16 protein-coding genes are annotated in these 16240 nt (G+C 62.6%); 1 reads left to right on the top strand and 15 read right to left on the bottom strand.

Going from position 1 to position 16240, the window contains the following annotated elements; translation table 11 throughout:
* Positions 1-87: 87 nt before the first annotated feature.
* The 14 genes from EJ067_RS32285 to EJ067_RS32220 all read right to left on the bottom strand — a co-directional run bounded on the left by EJ067_RS32285 (position 88) and on the right by EJ067_RS32220 (position 14742).
* On the bottom strand, positions 88-1815 hold the full coding sequence (locus EJ067_RS32285; protein WP_126089121.1) for an ABC transporter substrate-binding protein: 1728 nt from the start codon (positions 1813-1815) through the stop codon (positions 88-90).
* A gap of 78 nt (positions 1816-1893) precedes the next feature.
* Positions 1894-2187 carry a DUF2160 domain-containing protein gene (locus tag EJ067_RS32280; RefSeq protein ID WP_168247343.1) on the bottom strand — a complete coding sequence of 98 codons (294 nt, stop codon included), beginning with the start codon at positions 2185-2187 and terminating at the stop codon, positions 1894-1896.
* Positions 2184-3098 carry a carbohydrate ABC transporter permease gene (locus tag EJ067_RS32275; protein ID WP_126089120.1) on the bottom strand — a complete coding sequence of 305 codons (915 nt, stop codon included), beginning with the start codon at positions 3096-3098 and terminating at the stop codon, positions 2184-2186. The genes EJ067_RS32280 and EJ067_RS32275 overlap by 4 nt, the downstream gene beginning before the upstream one ends.
* Before the next feature lies 1 nt (position 3099).
* Positions 3100-3966: a sugar ABC transporter permease gene (locus tag EJ067_RS32270; protein WP_126089119.1), complete on the bottom strand. Its 867-nt coding sequence runs from the start codon at positions 3964-3966 to the stop codon at positions 3100-3102.
* The gene (locus tag EJ067_RS32265) at positions 3967-5034 is read right to left on the bottom strand and encodes an ABC transporter ATP-binding protein (protein WP_126089118.1); all 1068 of its coding nucleotides are present in this window, start codon (positions 5032-5034) and stop codon (positions 3967-3969) included.
* Between the two features lie 10 nt (positions 5035-5044).
* Positions 5045-6124 carry an ABC transporter ATP-binding protein gene (locus EJ067_RS32260; protein ID WP_126089117.1) on the bottom strand — a complete coding sequence of 360 codons (1080 nt, stop codon included), beginning with the start codon at positions 6122-6124 and terminating at the stop codon, positions 5045-5047.
* A gap of 39 nt (positions 6125-6163) precedes the next feature.
* Positions 6164-7684 (bottom strand): glycerol-3-phosphate dehydrogenase, encoded by a 1521-nt coding sequence (glpD, locus tag EJ067_RS32255; protein ID WP_126089116.1) that lies wholly within the window; start codon positions 7682-7684, stop codon positions 6164-6166.
* 127 nt (positions 7685-7811) lie between these two features.
* Entirely contained in the window at positions 7812-8579 is a 768-nt protein-coding gene (locus tag EJ067_RS32250) for a DeoR/GlpR family DNA-binding transcription regulator (protein ID WP_126089115.1), read from the bottom strand.
* A 124-nt stretch (positions 8580-8703) separates the two neighbouring features.
* Entirely contained in the window at positions 8704-10116 is a 1413-nt protein-coding gene (locus EJ067_RS32245; RefSeq protein WP_126089114.1) for an aspartate aminotransferase family protein, read from the bottom strand.
* Between the two features lie 102 nt (positions 10117-10218).
* The gene (locus tag EJ067_RS32240) at positions 10219-10950 is read right to left on the bottom strand and encodes a peptidase (protein ID WP_126089113.1); all 732 of its coding nucleotides are present in this window, start codon (positions 10948-10950) and stop codon (positions 10219-10221) included.
* Positions 10951-10982: 32 nt separating this feature from the next.
* Entirely contained in the window at positions 10983-11777 is a 795-nt protein-coding gene (locus EJ067_RS32235) for a transglutaminase family protein (RefSeq protein WP_126089112.1), read from the bottom strand.
* A gap of 20 nt (positions 11778-11797) precedes the next feature.
* Positions 11798-12739, bottom strand: a complete 942-nt coding sequence (locus tag EJ067_RS32230; protein WP_126089111.1) for an alpha-E domain-containing protein — start codon at positions 12737-12739, stop codon at positions 11798-11800.
* A gap of 185 nt (positions 12740-12924) precedes the next feature.
* A complete protein-coding gene (locus EJ067_RS32225; protein ID WP_189510220.1) occupies positions 12925-14337 on the bottom strand; it encodes a circularly permuted type 2 ATP-grasp protein in 1413 nt (470 codons plus the stop codon).
* 168 nt (positions 14338-14505) lie between these two features.
* On the bottom strand, positions 14506-14742 hold the full coding sequence (locus EJ067_RS32220) for an Lrp/AsnC ligand binding domain-containing protein (protein ID WP_126089109.1): 237 nt from the start codon (positions 14740-14742) through the stop codon (positions 14506-14508).
* Between the two features lie 286 nt (positions 14743-15028).
* On the opposite strand from EJ067_RS32220, the gene EJ067_RS32215 reads away from it, so the two are divergent.
* Entirely contained in the window at positions 15029-15448 is a 420-nt protein-coding gene (locus tag EJ067_RS32215; RefSeq protein ID WP_126089108.1) for a DUF4864 domain-containing protein, read from the top strand.
* Positions 15449-15459: 11 nt separating this feature from the next.
* Here EJ067_RS32215 and EJ067_RS32210 read toward each other — a convergent pair whose 3' ends face one another.
* On the bottom strand, positions 15460-16185 hold the full coding sequence (locus EJ067_RS32210; protein WP_126089107.1) for an SDR family NAD(P)-dependent oxidoreductase: 726 nt from the start codon (positions 16183-16185) through the stop codon (positions 15460-15462).
* Between the last annotated feature and the right edge of the window lie 55 nt (positions 16186-16240).

The following is a 16240-nucleotide window of genomic DNA, read 5'->3' as shown; positions in this document are numbered from 1 at the left end:
TTCCCTCCACTCCTCATGCAACAGGGGAGACGGCAAAGCCGCCTCCCCTGCATTTCCTACATGGGCATAAATACCCACGTCATGCAGTTACTTCTGCCAGCTCTTCACCAGTTCGTCATAGTTGATGGTGATCGGCTTTTCCTTCTCGTTCTCGATCTTGAGCTGCGGAGCGAGATTGCCCTTCTTGACCGCGTCGGCGTTCCAGTAGGCGAGGTCGTGCTCTTCGGCCATCTTCGGGCCGATATCGCCCTGGACGCCCGACTTCTCGATGCGGCTCATGACCTTTTCCTGCTCGGCGCAGAGCGAGTCCATCGCTTCCTGCGCGCTCTTGGCGCCCGACGAGGCATCGCCGATCGCCTGCCACCAGAGCTGAGCCAGCTTCGGATAGTCAGGCACGTTGGTGCCGGTCGGCGACCACTGGACGCGGGCCGGCGAGCGGTAGAACTCGATCAGGCCGCCGAGCTTCGGAGCACGCTCGGTGAAGCTCTTGTCGTGGATCGTGCTCTCGCGGATGAAAGTCAGGCCGACATGGCTCTTCTTGACGTCGACGGTCTTCGAGGTGACGAACTGCGCGTAGAGCCAGGCGGCCTTGGCGCGGTCGGTCGGCGTCGACTTCATCAGCGTCCAGGAACCCACGTCCTGGTAGCCGAGCTTCATGCCGTCCTTCCAGTAGACACCGTGCGGCGACGGAGCCATGCGCCACTTCGGCGTGCCGTCGTCGTTCATAACCGCCTTGGCGCCGGCGTCGACCATCGAAGCCGTGAAGGCGGTGTACCAGAAGATCTGCTGTGCGACCGCACCCTGCGCCGGCACCGGGCCGGATTCGGAGAAGGTCATGCCCTGGGCTTCGGCCGGAGCGTAGGCCTTCAGCCAATCGAGGTACTTCTGGATCGAGTAGACGGCAGCCGGGCCGTTGGTGTCGCCGCCGCGCGCGGTGCAGGAGCCGACCGGACGCGAATTCTCGTCGACCTTGATGCCCCATTCGTCGACCGGCAGACCGTTCGGGATGCCCTTGTCGCCGTTGCCGGCCATGGACAGCCAGGCGTCGGTGAACCGCCAGCCGAGCGACGGGTCCTTCTTGCCGTAGTCCATGTGGCCATAGACCTTCTTGCCATCGATCTCGCGGCCGGTGAAGAACTCGGCAATATCCTCATAGGCCGACCAGTTGACCGGGACGCCGAGGTCGTAGCCGTACTTGGCCTTGAAATCGGCCTTGTTCTTCTCGTCGTTGAACCAGTCGTAGCGGAACCAGTAGAGGTTCGCGAACTGCTGGTCGGGCAGCTGATAGAGCTTCTTGTCGGGCGCCGTGGTGAACGAGGTGCCGATGAAGTCCTTGAGGTCAAGGTTCGGGTTGGTGACGTCCTTGCCGTCGCCTTCCATCCAGTCGGTCAGGTTGCGTACCTGCTGGTAGCGCCAATGCGTGCCGATCAGGTCGGAGTCGTTGACCCAGCCGTCATAGAGGTTCTGGCCGGTCTGCATCTGTGTCTGGATCTTCTCGACGACGTCACCTTCCTGGATCGTGTCGTGCGTGACCTTGATGCCAGTGATGGCGGAGAAGGCCGGCGCCAGCACCTGCGACTCGTAAGAATGGGTGGCGATGGTTTCGGAGACGACCTTGATCTCCATGCCGGCGAAAGGCTTCGCGGCATCGATGAACCACTGCATTTCCTTTTCCTGGTCGCCGCGCGAGAGCGTCGAGAGCGGGCCGATCTCCTTGTCAAGGAAAGCCTTGGCTTCGTCCATACCGGCATAGGCGTTGCCGGCCCCGAGCAATAGGACAATAGCGGTCGTTGATGTTAAAATTTGCCGTCGCATGAGGTTCCTCCACATTTAGGTTTTCAAGTGCGATCTGGAGCGGCCGCCAGCACGCGGTCGCTCCAACAGTTTCCCCCTCTATACGTAGCGGAACACGCCAATGGCGTAGACTACGGAGAGAGCGAGAGCCCACCACAGGTTGGGCCCAACGAGACCCAGCCAAGCGAGATGGATAAAGGCGCTGCCGAGCAGCGAAAGGAAGAGGCGGTCGCCGCGCGTCGTTTCGAAGCGCAGGACGCCGACGCGCGGATTGCCGCCCGGCGAGACATATTCCCAGGCCGCCATGCCGAAGAGCAGCAGAAAGATGGTTCCGAAGAAGGCCGCTGTCGGCCAGGTCCACGCCATCCAGGAGAGGTCGAGATTCACGGTCATACCCTCCCCAGGGCGAAGCCCTTGGCGATATAGTTGCGGACGAACCATATGACGACCGCGCCGGGGATCAGCGTCAGCACGCCGGCTGCTGCGAGCAGACCCCAGTCCATGCCGGCGGCCGAGACGGTGCGCGTCATGGTGGCGGCGATCGGCTTGGCGTCGGTCGTGGTCAGCGTGCGCGCGATCAACAGCTCCACCCATGAGAACATGAAGCAGAAGAAGCAGGCGACGCCAATGCCGCTCGCGATCAGCGGCATGAAGATTTTCACGAAGAAGCGCGGGAACGAATAGCCGTCGATATAGGCGGTTTCGTCGATCTCCTTCGGCACGCCGGACATGAAGCCCTCCAGGATCCACACCGCCAGCGGCACGTTGAAGAGGCAGTGCGCCAGCGCCACCGCGATATGCGTGTCGATCATGCCGAAGGCCGAATAGAGCTGGAAGAACGGCAGCGCGAACACCGCCGGCGGCGCCATGCGGTTGGTGAGCAGCCAGAAGAACAGGTGCTTGTCGCCGAGGAAGCGGTAGCGCGAGAAGGCATAGGCCGCCGGCAGCGCCACGGTGACCGAGATCACCATGTTCATGACCACATAGGTGATCGAGTTGATATAGCCCGAATACCAGGAGGCGTCGGTGAAGATGGTGCGATAGTTCGCCAATGTCGGATTGTGCGGAAAAAGCGTCAGCGACGAGACGATCTCCGCATTGGTCTTGAAGCTCATGTTGATGAGCCAGTAGATCGGCAGAAGCAGCACGATGATGTAGATCGTCGGCACGATCCACCACCAGCGCGATTCCTCGCCGCGGCGGCGCATGAGCCGCGCGATCTCGTCTTGCGACAGAGCGCTGCTCAGCCCTTCCGAAACCGTCGTCTCGCTCACTCTGTTCGTTCTCTCGTTGACGCCGGTCATGTCAGCGCTCCGCGTCGTAGTTGGTCATCACGGTGTAGAACACCCATGACAACAGCAGAATGATCAGGAAGTAGACCAGCGACATGGCGGCCGCCGGACCGAGGTCGAACTGGCCGAGTGCCGTCTTGACGAGATCGATCGACAGGAAGGTGGTCGAATTGCCGGGACCGCCGCCGGTGACGACGAAGGGCTCGGTATAGATCATGAAACTATCCATGAACCGCAGCAGCACGGCGATCAGCAGCACGCGCTGCATCTTCGGCAACTGGATGTAGCGGAACACCGCCCAGCGCGAGGCGCCGTCGATCTTGGCCGCCTGGTAGAAGGCGTCCGGGATCGAAACCAGGCCGGCATAGCAAAGCAGCACGACAAGGCTCGTCCAGTGCCAGACGTCCATGATGATGACGGTGACCCAGGCGTCGAACGGATCCTGGACGTAGTTGTAGTCGATGCCGAGCGCGTTGACGTAGTAGCCGAGCAGGCCGATGTCGTTGCGGCCGAAGACCTGCCAGATCGTGCCGACGACGTTCCACGGGATCAGCAGCGGCAGCGCCATCAGCACCAGGCAGACCGGTACGCCCCAGCCCTTCTTAGGCATGTTGAGCGCGATGAAGATGCCGAGCGGCACTTCGATCGCCAGGATGATGAAAGAGAAGATCAGGTTGCGCACCATCGCTTCCCAGAAGCGGTCGGAGGCAAGCAGTTCCTCGAACCATTCGGTGCCGGCCCAGAAGAAGACGTTGTTGCCGAACGTGTCCTGCACCGAATAGTTGACGACGGTCATCAGCGGAATGACGGCCGAGAACGCCACCAGCAGCAGCACCGGCAGGACAAGGAACCAGGCCCTGTTGTTCCAGGTCTTTTCCATCTATGCCCCCATCTCGACGCGCCATGAATCGGCATAGATGTTGATGCCCGCCGGGTCGAAGCGGATCCTGGGTTCGGCCGGCACCTCATCGTCCTCGCCGATGACAGCGGCGATCTCTCTGCCCTCGAGATTGGCGCGGACCACCTTGTGGCGCCCGACATCCTCGACCTTGCTGACGGACACCGCCATGCCCTCGCGACCGAGCCGCACATATTCGGGACGGATGCCGAGCTCGACGGCGCCGGCTTCGGCCTTGGGCACGCCCGGCAGCTCGATGCGCTGTGCGCCGAGCATCGCCGTCCTGCCGTCGATCGCCACCGGCATGACGTTCATGCCGGGCGAGCCGATGAAATAGCCGACGAAGGTGTGGCGCGGCCGCTCGAAGAGCTCGGCCGGCGTGCCTATCTGCACGATCTCGCCGTCATACATGACGACGACGCGGTCCGCGAAAGTCAGCGCCTCGGTCTGGTCGTGAGTGACATAGACCATGGTGTAGCCAAAGCGGCGGTGCAGTTGCTTGAGCTGCGAGCGCAGTACCCATTTCATATGCGGGTCGATGACGGTAAGCGGCTCGTCGAACAGTATGGCGTTGACGTCCGAGCGGACGAGGCCGCGGCCGAGCGAGATCTTCTGCTTCTGGTCCGCGGTCAGCCTCCTCGCCTTCCGGTTCGCCATCGAGGCGAGATCGATCATGTCGAGCGTCTCGCGCACCTTGCGATCGACATCGGCTTCCGGCACGCGGCGATTGCGCAGCGGGAAGGCCAGATTGTCGTAGACGGTCATGGTGTCGTAAATGACCGGGAACTGGAACACCTGGGCGATGTTGCGCTCCTGCGTCGACAGATTGGTCACGTCCCGGCCGTTGAACAGAAGCTGGCCGTGCGAGGGATGGAGCAGCCCCGAGATGATGTTCAGCAAGGTGGTCTTGCCGCAGCCCGACGGCCCGAGCAGCGCATAGGCGCCGCCGTCCTCGAAAGTGTGGTGCACTTCCTTCAGCGCGAAATCCGAATCCTTCTTCGGATTGGGCAGATAGGAATGACGGATATGGTTGACGTCGATGCGCGCCATCGCTTCCTCCTCAAGCCGCCAGCTTCGACGCCGTCACGGCGCGGCCGTTCTGGTCGAACACCATGATGTGGCGCGGGTCGATGAACACCTCGACCTCGTCGTCGGTCTCGAAATCGAGGACGCCGTGCGCGAGCATCACCCAGCGCGCATCGGCGAAGTCGAGATGCACGAAGCTTTCCGAGCCGGTGATCTCGGTGATGGTGACCTTGGCCCGCACCGGCACGGCGCTGGCATTGGGTCGCTCGAGCGACAAATGATGCGGCTGGAAGCCGATCGTGTAGCTGGCATCCGGACTGCCGAGCAGTTCCGGCGGGACCGGCAGCTTGACGCCGCCTTCGAGCAGGAAATCCGATCCCTTCTTGGCGAGCACGATGGCGTTGAGCGGCGGGTCGGCGAAGGTCCTGGCCGTCACCAGATCGATGGGTTTACGGAACACCTCGATGGTCGGCCCGAACTGGGTGACGCGGCCCTCCGAGAGGGTCGCCGTGTTGCCGCCAAGCAGCAGCGCCTCATGCGGTTCGGTGGTGGCGTAGACGAAGATGGTGCCGGCGGCGGCAAAGATCTTCGGCAGCTCGGCGCGCAATTCCTCGCGCAGCTTGTAGTCGAGATTGGCTAAAGGCTCGTCGAGCAGCACCAGGCTGGCGTTCTTGACGATAGCGCGGGCGAGCGCCGTGCGCTGCTGCTGGCCGCCCGACAGGCTGAGCGGCGTGCGGTCGAGGTAGGGCGTGAGCTTGAGAAGTGCTGCGGCGTTTCGCACCTCCTTGTCGATCTTGGCCTGCTCGACGCCGGCGACCCGAAGCGGCGATGCGATGTTCTCGTAGACGGTCATTGCCGGATAATTGATGAACTGCTGGTAGACCATGGCGACGTTGCGCTTTTGCACCGGCTGTCCGGTGACGTCCTTGCCGTCGAACCAGACCGAGCCGGAGGTTGGCGCGTCGAGCCCGGCCATCAGCCGCATCAGGCTGGTCTTGCCGGACAGCGTCGGCCCCAGCAGGACGTTCAGCGAGCCGTGCTGAAGCGTCAGCGACACGTCGCGGATGTGCTCCTGCGCGCCGACCGTCTTCGTCACGTTCCTCAGTTCCAGCATCACGCCTCCTCCCGGGCCCCGCTCACTACCGGGCGGCCTTCATTCGGCCGCCGCGACGTGGCGCCGGCCACGCATGAATTCTTCCAAGGCAGCTGTCTGCTCACGGCTGAAATGCAGGCCGCGCTTGGTCCTGCGCCACAGCACGTCCTCGGCAGTCAGCGCCCACTCGTTCTCGACCAGATAGCGCACTTCGGCCTCGTAGAGGTCGGCGCCGAAATTGCGGCCGAGATCGGCATTCGACTTGGCCAGCCCAAGTAGCCTCTCCGCGCGCGTGCCGTAAAGCCGGATGAGCCTGCGCGCCAGCCGCTGGTCGAGGAACGGATAGGCGTTCTTGAGTTTCGACACCTGCGCATCGAACCCTGTCGCCGGAAAATCGCCGCCGGGCAGCGGCGCGTTGGCGGTCCATGGCTTGCCGCGCTTGCCGAGAAAGCCTTCGATCTTCTCCAGCATCGATTCCGCCAGCCGGCGGAACGTCGTGATCTTGCCGCCGAAGGCGTTGATCAGAGGGGCCGCGCTTTCGCCGCCATCGGCCTTCAGCACATAGTCGCGCGTCGCTTCCTGAGCCTTCGAAGCGCCGTCGTCATAGAGCGGGCGCACCGCGGAATAGGTCCAGACGATGTCCGAACGCTTGACGGCTTGAGCGAAATATTCGCTCGCGGCGGCGCAAAGATAGTCGATCTCGGCATCGCTGATCTTCACGTCGTGCGGATCGCCTGGAAAATCGCGGTCGGTGGTGCCGATCAGCGTGAACTCTTCCTCGTAAGGAATGGCGAAGATGATGCGCCCATCCTTGTTCTGGAAGAAGTAGGCGCGCGGGTCGTCGAACTTCCTGGCGATGACGATGTGGCTGCCCTGCACCAGGCGGACATTGTGCACGTCGTTCTGGCCGACCGTTTTTGCCAGCACCTGATCGACCCAAGGCCCTGCCGCATTGACCAGAAGGCGGGCGCGGACCTCCTCGGTTTCGCCGGTCAACACATTCTGGATCTTGATCGTCCACAGCGCGCTCTCGCGGCGCGCGCTGATCACCTTGGTGCGGGTGCGGATGACGGCGCCGCGGTCGGCGGCGTCGCGGGCGTTGAGCGCCACAAGGCGGGCATCGTTGACCCAGCCGTCCGAATATTCGAAGGCCTTGCGGAACAACGGCTTCAGCGGCTTGCCGGCCGGATCGGTGGCCATGTCCAGCGTCTTCGTCGCCGGCAGCAGCTTGCGCCCGCCGATATGGTCGTAAAGGAACAGGCCGAGCCGGATCAGCCAGGCCGGACGCAGGCCCTTGGCATAGGGCAGCACGAAGCGCATCGGCCAGATGATGTGCGGCGCGTTCTTCCACAGAACCTCGCGCTCCATCAGGGCTTCGCGCACCAGGCGGAATTCGTAGAACTCGAGATAGCGCAATCCGCCATGGATCAGCTTGGTCGACCCGGAGGAGGTTCCGCTGGCGAGATCGTTCATCTCGGCGAGGCATACCGAAAATCCACGGCCAACGGCGTCGCGGGCGATGCCGCAGCCGTTGATGCCGCCACCTATGACGAAAATGTCATGGATCGGGGATGCGTTCACAGGTTTCCTCCACGATTTCGCATTGCACCATTTTTGTGTTTCGCGAAGCCGTGAACTGAATTGATCCGAACTAAGAACGAATGTCAAACGAAATATCACAGATGTGTGAAACGGCCCGGAAGCGACGTTATCCGAGCGCCGTCTCGATCAAACGAACCTCCGACTCCTCGCAGATCCTGCGCACCGAAGGAATGTCGCAACGGTCGGTGATGAAGGTGTTGACCTGCGACAGATGACCGATGCGAACCGGCGCCGTTCGCTCGAATTTGGTCTGGTCGGAGACCAGGATCACGTGACGCGCATTGGCGATGATGGCCTGCGCCACCTTGACCTCGCGGAAATCGAAGTCGAGCAGCGCGCCGTCATGGTCGATGGCCGAGGCGCCGATGACCGCGTAATCGACCTTGAACTGGCGGATGAAATCGACGGCGGCCTCGCCGACGACGCCGCCGTCGGAACCGCGCACCACGCCGCCGGCAATCACCACCTCGATCGAGGGATATATGCGCATCCTATTGGCAACATTGATGTTATTGGTGATGACCATAAGCCCATTGTGGTCGAGCAACGCCTTCGAGACAGCTTCGGTCGTGGTGCCGATATTGATGAACAGCGAGGCGTTGTCGGGGATCAGCCTGGCCGCGGCGCGGCCGATCGCCTCCTTCTCCTCGGCGGCGATCTTGCGCCGCGCCTCGTATTCCATGTTCTCGATGCCGGAGGGAAACAGCGCCCCGCCATGGACGCGCGTCAGCAGCCGCTGGTCGCAGAGGTCGTTGAGATCCTTGCGGATGGTCTGCGGCGTCACGCTGAAATGCGTCGCCAGGTCGTCGACCAGCACCCGGCCGTGATCCTTCGCCATCTCGATGATCTCTGCATGGCGCGGCGAAAGAAACATCGGCGGTCCTCCCGTTTTCGTTTTTCCTGCCTATATCGGAAAACGAAAGCGATGAAAAGGCATAAGCCGGCTAACGAAATCCATCCGACTGCAAAGGCAAACCGATCCGCAGCCGGCTGATACCCTATGCAGACTGTCGGGCGATCTCGGTGACGACATCGAAAGCCATGTCGACATCGGCAGCCGTCGCTTCGAACTGCCCCGCCTGGAAGCGGATCGCCACCCGTCCGTCGACGCGGGTCTGCGTCAGGTAGATGCGGCCGTCGGTGTTGATCGCATCGACCAGCCGCAGATTGTGCTCGTCCGGATCGGCGCCCTGCGGGGCGCGATGCCGGAACGAGAACAGCGACAGCATCGTCTCGGTGACGACCTCGAAGTCGTCTTCCCTGGCCAGACGATCGGCAAGACCTTCGCTCCAGGCGACATGGTTTCGGATCATCTTTCGCAGGCCTTCCAGCCCATGCGCGCGCAGCAGGAACCAGAGCTTGAGCGCCCGGAACCGGCGGCCGAGCGGCACCGACCATTCCGAATAGTTGATGATGCCGTCATGGCCGCGGGTCTTGAGATAGTCCGGCTTGATCGCCAGCGTGCGCACGAGGTCTTCCGGCTGGCGGACGAACTGGATCGAGCAGTCGAACTGCGCGCCAAGCCATTTGTGCGGATTGAAGACGATCGAATCGGCGCCTTCGACGCCCGCCCAGAAAGGCCGGTATTCCGGACAGATCATCGCCGATCCGGCCCAGGCTGCATCGACGTGGAGATAGAGGCCGTGCCGCCTCGCCACCGCTACAACGGCGGCGATGTCGTCGGTGCCGCCCGTGCTGGTGCCGCCGACACAGGCGATGATGCCCGCCGGCAGCAAGCCGGCTTCGCGGTCGGCGACGATCGCCGCCTCGAGCGCCGCAGAGTCCATGGCGCGGAAGCGTCCGCTAACCGGGATGCGGACGAGGTTCTCTTCGCCGATGCCGGAGACCCAGATGGCGCGATCGATCGAGGTGTGGACCTGGTCGGAGGAATAGACCCGCAGCTTCGCCTGCCCGGCGAGCCCCTTTTTGTTGCTCTGCCAGTCGAGCGCACGCTCGCGCATGGTCAGCACCGCGGCAAGCGTCGCCGACGAAGCCGAATCCTGGATGACGCCGGAGAAGCCATCGGGCAGGCCGAGCGCCTGGCGCATCCAGTCGACGATGCGCGTCTCGAGTTCGGTTGCGGCCGGCGAGGTCTGCCAAAGCATGCATTGCGCGGCCATGGCCGAGACCAGATATTCGGCCACGACCGAAACCGGCGCCGCGTTGGCCGGGAAATAAGCGAAGAAGCGCGGATGCTGCCAATGCGTCATGCCGGGCACGATCTTTTCTTCGAAATCGGCGAAGATCTTTTCCATCGGCTCCGCCGTTTCGGGCGGCGAAACCTCGATGCTCCTGAAAATCTCCCCCGGCGCGATCGCCGGCCGCACCGGCCGATCGCGCAGGCTCTCCCGGTAGTCCGCGCCCCAATCGGCGGCGCGCCTGGACCAGTCGCGGAATTCCTTGCTATCCATGCATCCTCCCCGGCGGCCGCGCGGACACTGGTCGACCGGCCATTCTCAATTTTTGATTAACATGTTAAATACAGCAGGGCAACGGCTGCGGGACGGTGCGCCCTATCCCGGAAAGTCCGGCAGGCTGGCGAAGGCCGCCTTCAGCGCGTTCGACCAGCCGTCGGAGATGGTGCGGTAATAGGGATCATCGTGACCGATCCGCTTCTTCAGCCCGACCTTGAAAGCGTCCTTCTCCAGGAAGAGCAGGTCGAGCGGCAGGCCGACCGACAGGTTCGACTTCAGCGTCGAGTCGAACGAGACCAGGAGCAGCTTCACCGTTTCGGCCAGGCTCATCGCCCGATCATAGGCGCGTATGATGATCGGCTTGCCGTATTTCGTCTCGCCGATCTGGAAGAACGGCGTGTCGTCGGTCGACTCGATGAAATTGCCTTCCGGATAGATCATGAACAGCCTGGGCGGACTGCCCTTGATCTGGCCACCGAGGATGAAGGAGGCGTTGAAATAGGAATCGGCCTTGTCACCGGCCGGCGACGAATAGGCGATCACTTCCTTCACCGTGTCGCCGACCAGCCGAACCGCCTGATACATGGATGGTGTTTCGAGCAGCTTCTCGTGCCGGTCGCCGACTGCCTTGGTTCGTTCGTCGAGCAGGCTGACCACGGCCTGGGTCGTGGCAAGGTTTCCCGCCGACATCAGCACGATGACGCGCTCGCCGGGCTGTTCCCAGACATGCATCTTCTTGAAGGTCGAGATCGAATCCATGCCGGCATTGGTGCGCGTGTCCGACATGAACACGAGCCCGTGATCGATCTTGAGGCCGACGCAATAGGTCATGATTCTTTTTTAGCAGCGAATCCCGGCGGAAATTACTGCTCCACCGTGACGGTGACGGCAAGCTTCTCTTCCGCTTGCCCCAGCAGTATTCCCGACACCGGCGAGGCATCGCGATAGTCGCGTCCCGTCGCCACCCTCACGTAACGTTCGTCGGGAGAAATTCCGTTTGCGGGGTCGAAGGCTACCCAGCCCAGCCCTGGAACATGCGCTTCCGCCCAGGCGTGGCTCGCCGCCTGCTCGACCGAAGCGTCCATCATCAGATAGCCGCTGATATAACGTGCGGGAAAACCCATGGCGCGCGCCGCGGCGGCGAAGATATGGCTGTGATCCTGGCAGACGCCGCTCTTCAGCGCCAGGGCCTCCTCCGCCGCCGTGACGACGCTGGTCGTGCCAGGCTTATAGTCGACGCGCTCGCGGATCGTGGCCATCAGCCTGTGCAGGCGCTCGATATCGCTGCCCTCGCCCGCCGCGCCCGCCAATTCGCGAATGCCGTCGCCGGCGGTCGTCAACGGCGTCTGCTGGCCGAACAGCCAGAGCGGCGCAAAACCATGATGCGGGCCGGACACACCGGCCGTGTCGCGCGTCGTCACCTCGCCCGCCGCCTCGAGTATGATGGTGTGGTGGCCGCCTTCGGCGCTCACCAGCCGAGTGTCGTTGCCGAAATGATCGGTGAAGCGCACTTCCTCGCGCGCGCCGTCGATCTTGATCGCCCAGGATGCAACGGCCTGTGTCGGTCCGCTGACCGGCAGCAGGCGCAGCCGCTGCAAGAGATACTGCACCGGCGCGTCGTAGCGGTACTCGGTCCGGTGGGTGATCTTGAGCCGCATGGCGCTTGTCTCTCCAGCGCTCAGTAGAACCGGTAGTCCAGGGCGATCTCGTCGCCCAGCCTGGTGTTGTCCCGAATGAATTCAGCTAGGAACTCATGCAGGCCGTGGTCGAAAATGTCCTTGATCGACCCCTTCTTCAGCATCGCCTGGATCTTCTCGGCCGTGGCGTGACAGGCATGGCGCTCGCCATAGTCGTCGGCGAGGAATTTCAGGTGCTCGCCAAGGAACCGGTAGCAGAAGGTGAGCGAGCGCGGCATGCGGACATTGAGGATCAGATAGTCGGCGATGTTGGTCGGCTTGTAGTCGGCTTCATAGACCCAGCGGTAGGAGCGGTGCGCCGACACGGAGCGCAGGATCGATTCCCACTGGTAGTTGTCGAGCGTCGAGCCCACCCAGGAGATCGACGGCAACAGCACATAGTATTTCACGTCGAGGATGCGGGCGGTGTTGTCGGCGCGCTCGACATAGGTGCCGAGTTGCGAGAAGTCGAAGATCTCGTTGCGCAGCATGGTGCCATAGAACGAGCCGCGGATCAGCGCCGTCTCGCGCTTGATGGCATCGAGCACCGTCGGCAGGTCACGCTCGTCGATCGGCCTTGCCAGCATGCGCTTCAGCGACATCCAGGCCTCGTTGATGCTCTCCCAGGTCTCGCGCGTCAGCGCGGTGCGCACCATGCGCGCATTGTTGCGCGCCGTCTCGATCGACGACATCGTGCTCGATGGGTTCGAGGTGTCACGCAACAGGAAGTCCGACACGTTGGCGACGGTGTAATCCTGATATTTCTGCGAGAACGCATGATCGGAGCCGGCGCTGAGCAGCACCGAGTTCCATTCCTCCGACGCGTTCTGGGTGCGCGTCAGCGCCATGCGCAGGCCGGCATCCACCAGGCGCGCCATGTTTTCGGCCCGCTCGATGTAGCGGTTCATCCAGTAGAGACCGTTGGCGGTGCGGCCGAGAAGCATGGGAATGCCCTTCGGGCTAGTGAGTAGTGAATTGGCGAATAGTGAATGGTGAATGGTCCAGCAATCGCGCTCGACGGCGAGTCATGTTCATAGCTTCAATCAATCCGGGCACTAGAGCGTCTCCATTTCACTATTCACTATTCACTATTCACTATTCACTATTCACTATTCACTATTCGCTCATCTCAATCATCCAGCACCCACGTATCTTTGGTACCGCCGCCCTGCGAGGAATTGACCACCAGCGACCCCTGTTTGAGCGCGACGCGGGTCAGGCCGCCCGGCACGATCTGGATACGGTCGGAAACCAGGACGTAAGGCCGAAGGTCGACATGGCGCGGCGACAGGCCCTTCTCGGTCAGGATCGGGCAGGTCGACAGCGCGAGCGTCGGTTGCGCGATATAGTTTGCCGGCTTCGCCTGCAGCTTCTTGGCGAATTCCTGGCATTCCTTCTTGGTCGCCGCCGGGCCGACCAGCATGCCATAGCCGCCGGAGCCGTGCACTTCCTTGATGACGAGCTCGCTTATGTGCTCCAGCACATATTTCAGGCTATCCGGCTCCGAGCAGCGCCAGGTCGGGATGTTGCCCAGGATCGCCTTGCGGCCGGTGTAGAACTCGACGATCTCGGGCATATAGGAATAGATCGCCTTGTCGTCGGCGATGCCGGTTCCCGGCGCATTGGCGATGGTGATGTTGCCGGCGCGATAGACGTCCATGATGCCAGGCACGCCGAGCGCCGAATCCGGCCGGAAGGTCAGCGGATCGAGGAAGGCGTCGTCGACGCGCCGGTAGAGCACGTCGATCTGCTTGTAGCCTTCGGTGGTGCGCATCGTGACGTGGCCGTCGACGACGCGCAGATCCTGCCCCTCGACCAGCTGCACGCCCATCTGGTCGGCGAGGAAGGCGTGCTCGAAATAGGCGGAATTGTAGCTGCCCGGCGTCAGCACGGCGATGGTCGGCGCTCCCTTGGCACCCTGCGGCCGCACAGCCGCCAGCGACTGGCGCAGCAGCTGCGGATAGTTCTCGACCGGCCGCACCTTGATCTGCTGGAACAGCTCCGGGAAGAGCTGCATCATCGTCTCCCGGTTCTCCAGCATGTATGAGACGCCGGACGGCGTGCGGGCATTGTCCTCGAGCACGTAGAATTCGTTCTCGCTGATGCGAACGATGTCGACGCCGATGATATGGGTGTAGACGCCGGCCGGCGGCTTCACACCGATCATCTCGGGCAGGAACGCCTCGTTCTTCGCCACCAATTCCCTGGGAACGCGTCCGGCGCGCAGGATCTCCTGGCGGTGGTAGATGTCGTCGAGGAAGGCGTTCAGCGCCTGCACCCGCTGCTCGATGCCCTGCGTCAGCCGGCGCCATTCCTGGCCGGAAATGATGCGGGGGACGATATCGAAGGGGATCAGCCGCTCCGAGGCTTCCTGCTCGCCATAGACGGCAAATGTGATGCCGGTCTTGCGGAAGACGCGCTCGGCGTCCTGCATTTTCTGGGTGAGCCTGGCCGGGTCCTGTTCCTTCAGCCAGCGATCGTAAGCCTGGTATGGTCTTCTCAATCCGGAAACTTCCGGAAGCATTTCGTCGAACGCTGCCAATCGCGTACTCCCCTCTGAAGCCATTTCAATGGCCTCGCCGGAGAAATGCAAGCGTAATCGGCGATTTGAGAGGCGGCGGCAGCCGCTCGATGCAAATTGCCTAAGATTAGGGCAGCGGCGGCGATGCCGGGTCAGGCTCTGCCTCACGGCGGGGCATTGCCGGGGCGGTCAGAACGCCCGGAAGGTGACGATGGTGAAGGTGTCCTTGATTCCCGGCAGAACCTGCACCCGCTCGTTGATGAAGTGGCCGATGTCTTCCTCGTCATCGACATAGAACTTTGCGAGCAGGTCGTAATTGCCGGCGGTCGAATAGATCTCGGAGGCGATCTCGGCATCGGCGAGCGCGCTGGCGACCTCATAGGCTTTGCCCAGGTCGCACTTTATCTGCACGAAAAATGCCTTCATTGCCGATCCTGTGAGCTTCTACGCGAATAAGCGGCCCTTGTGGCAGACTGGCGACGGGCTTTCAAGCATCAGGCTGCACCCGCCTTGGCGACCGCTTGCCGCAATTCCCGACCAACGTACCGCGCCGGTACAGGCTGCCGCCGCCAACGAGCATGGGAGTGCTCCCTGGCCGGGCATCGGTCTGGCCATCGATGGCGCCAAGAATCTTCCGGCAGTGATGAAACCGCGGCGTGGCGGCGCGCGTATGTTAGATACCGTCAGCAAAGCGAATTCCGGGAGACAAGCCGTGCGCCGCTTATTGTTCGCATTCGCTCTCATTCCACTGCTCATCGCTTCGATGGCCTTCGCCGGCGACGCCGAGATCAAAGCGGCGCAGACGGTCATCGACAGCCAGCTCAAAGCTTTCCTCGCCGATGACGGCGCCACCGCCTACAGCTTCGCGGCGCCGAACGTGAAGCGGATCTTCCCGACGGTCGACACCTTCATGAACATGGTGACCAACGGCTATGCGCCGGTTCGCAGGCCGCAGAGTTATGCCTTCGGCAAGGTCGAGCAGACCGGTCCAACCTCTATCATCCAGCAGGTGCTGATCGTCGGCCCCGACGGCAAGGACTATGAGGCGGTCTACACGCTGGAGCAGCAGCCGGACGGCAGCTTCAAGATCACCGGCTGCAGCCTGCGCGCCTCGACCTCGGTCAGCACGTGAGCAGAATGGTATCAATACCGCGCGCGGCCGCCCGACATGTCGAATACCGCGCCGGTGTTGAAACTGGCGGCATCGGAACAGAGCCAGAGCACCAGTGCGGCGACCTCCTCCACCGCTCCAAGTCGCTTCAGCGGGCTGGCGCCGATCATGTCGCTGACGACTTCGTTTCCCAGACGCCGGATAAGATCCGTGTCGATCGGACCCGGCGCCACGCAATTTACGCGGATATCGGCGTCGCAAACCTCGCGCGACAAGGCCTTGGTGAACGCAATGATGCCCGCGCTTGCCGCCGAGTAGGCCGCAAGGTTCGGCAAGCCCTCCTTGCCCGCAAGCGACCCCATATTGACGATGCGGCCCCTGCCGGCCTTGCGCATGATTGGCAAAACTTGATGCGTGACCTCGAACGTTCCAATGAGGTTCACACCAATGATGCGCTGCCACTCGACCGCATCGAAACCCTCGAAGCCGAGATAGGGACCAAGATAGCCCGCGTTGTTGACGAGGATGTCGACCCGGCCCGTTTCGGCAGCGATCTCGGCCAGCGCTTCCCTTATATCGCCAGCTTTGGTTACGTCGACCGTCTGGCTACGGATTCCGCCCGCCGGCAATGGATCGGCGTCCCAGGTCCAGACGTCGGCACCTGACCGTGCCAACTGCGTTGCAACGGCCTTGCCGATGCCTCTGGAGCCACCGGTCACGATCGCCGTCTTGCCGGCAAAGTCGTATGTCACGGCCATGGGTGATCCCTCGACCGCAAATCTGCGCCCGGGCTTGCCCATCCGTCAATCGCCG

The organism is Mesorhizobium sp. M1D.F.Ca.ET.043.01.1.1 (genome assembly GCF_003952385.1).
Lineage (GTDB): Bacteria > Pseudomonadota > Alphaproteobacteria > Rhizobiales > Rhizobiaceae > Mesorhizobium.
Note: the sequence above shows the minus strand (reverse complement) of the source record. Positions and strands in the feature narration are given on the sequence as shown.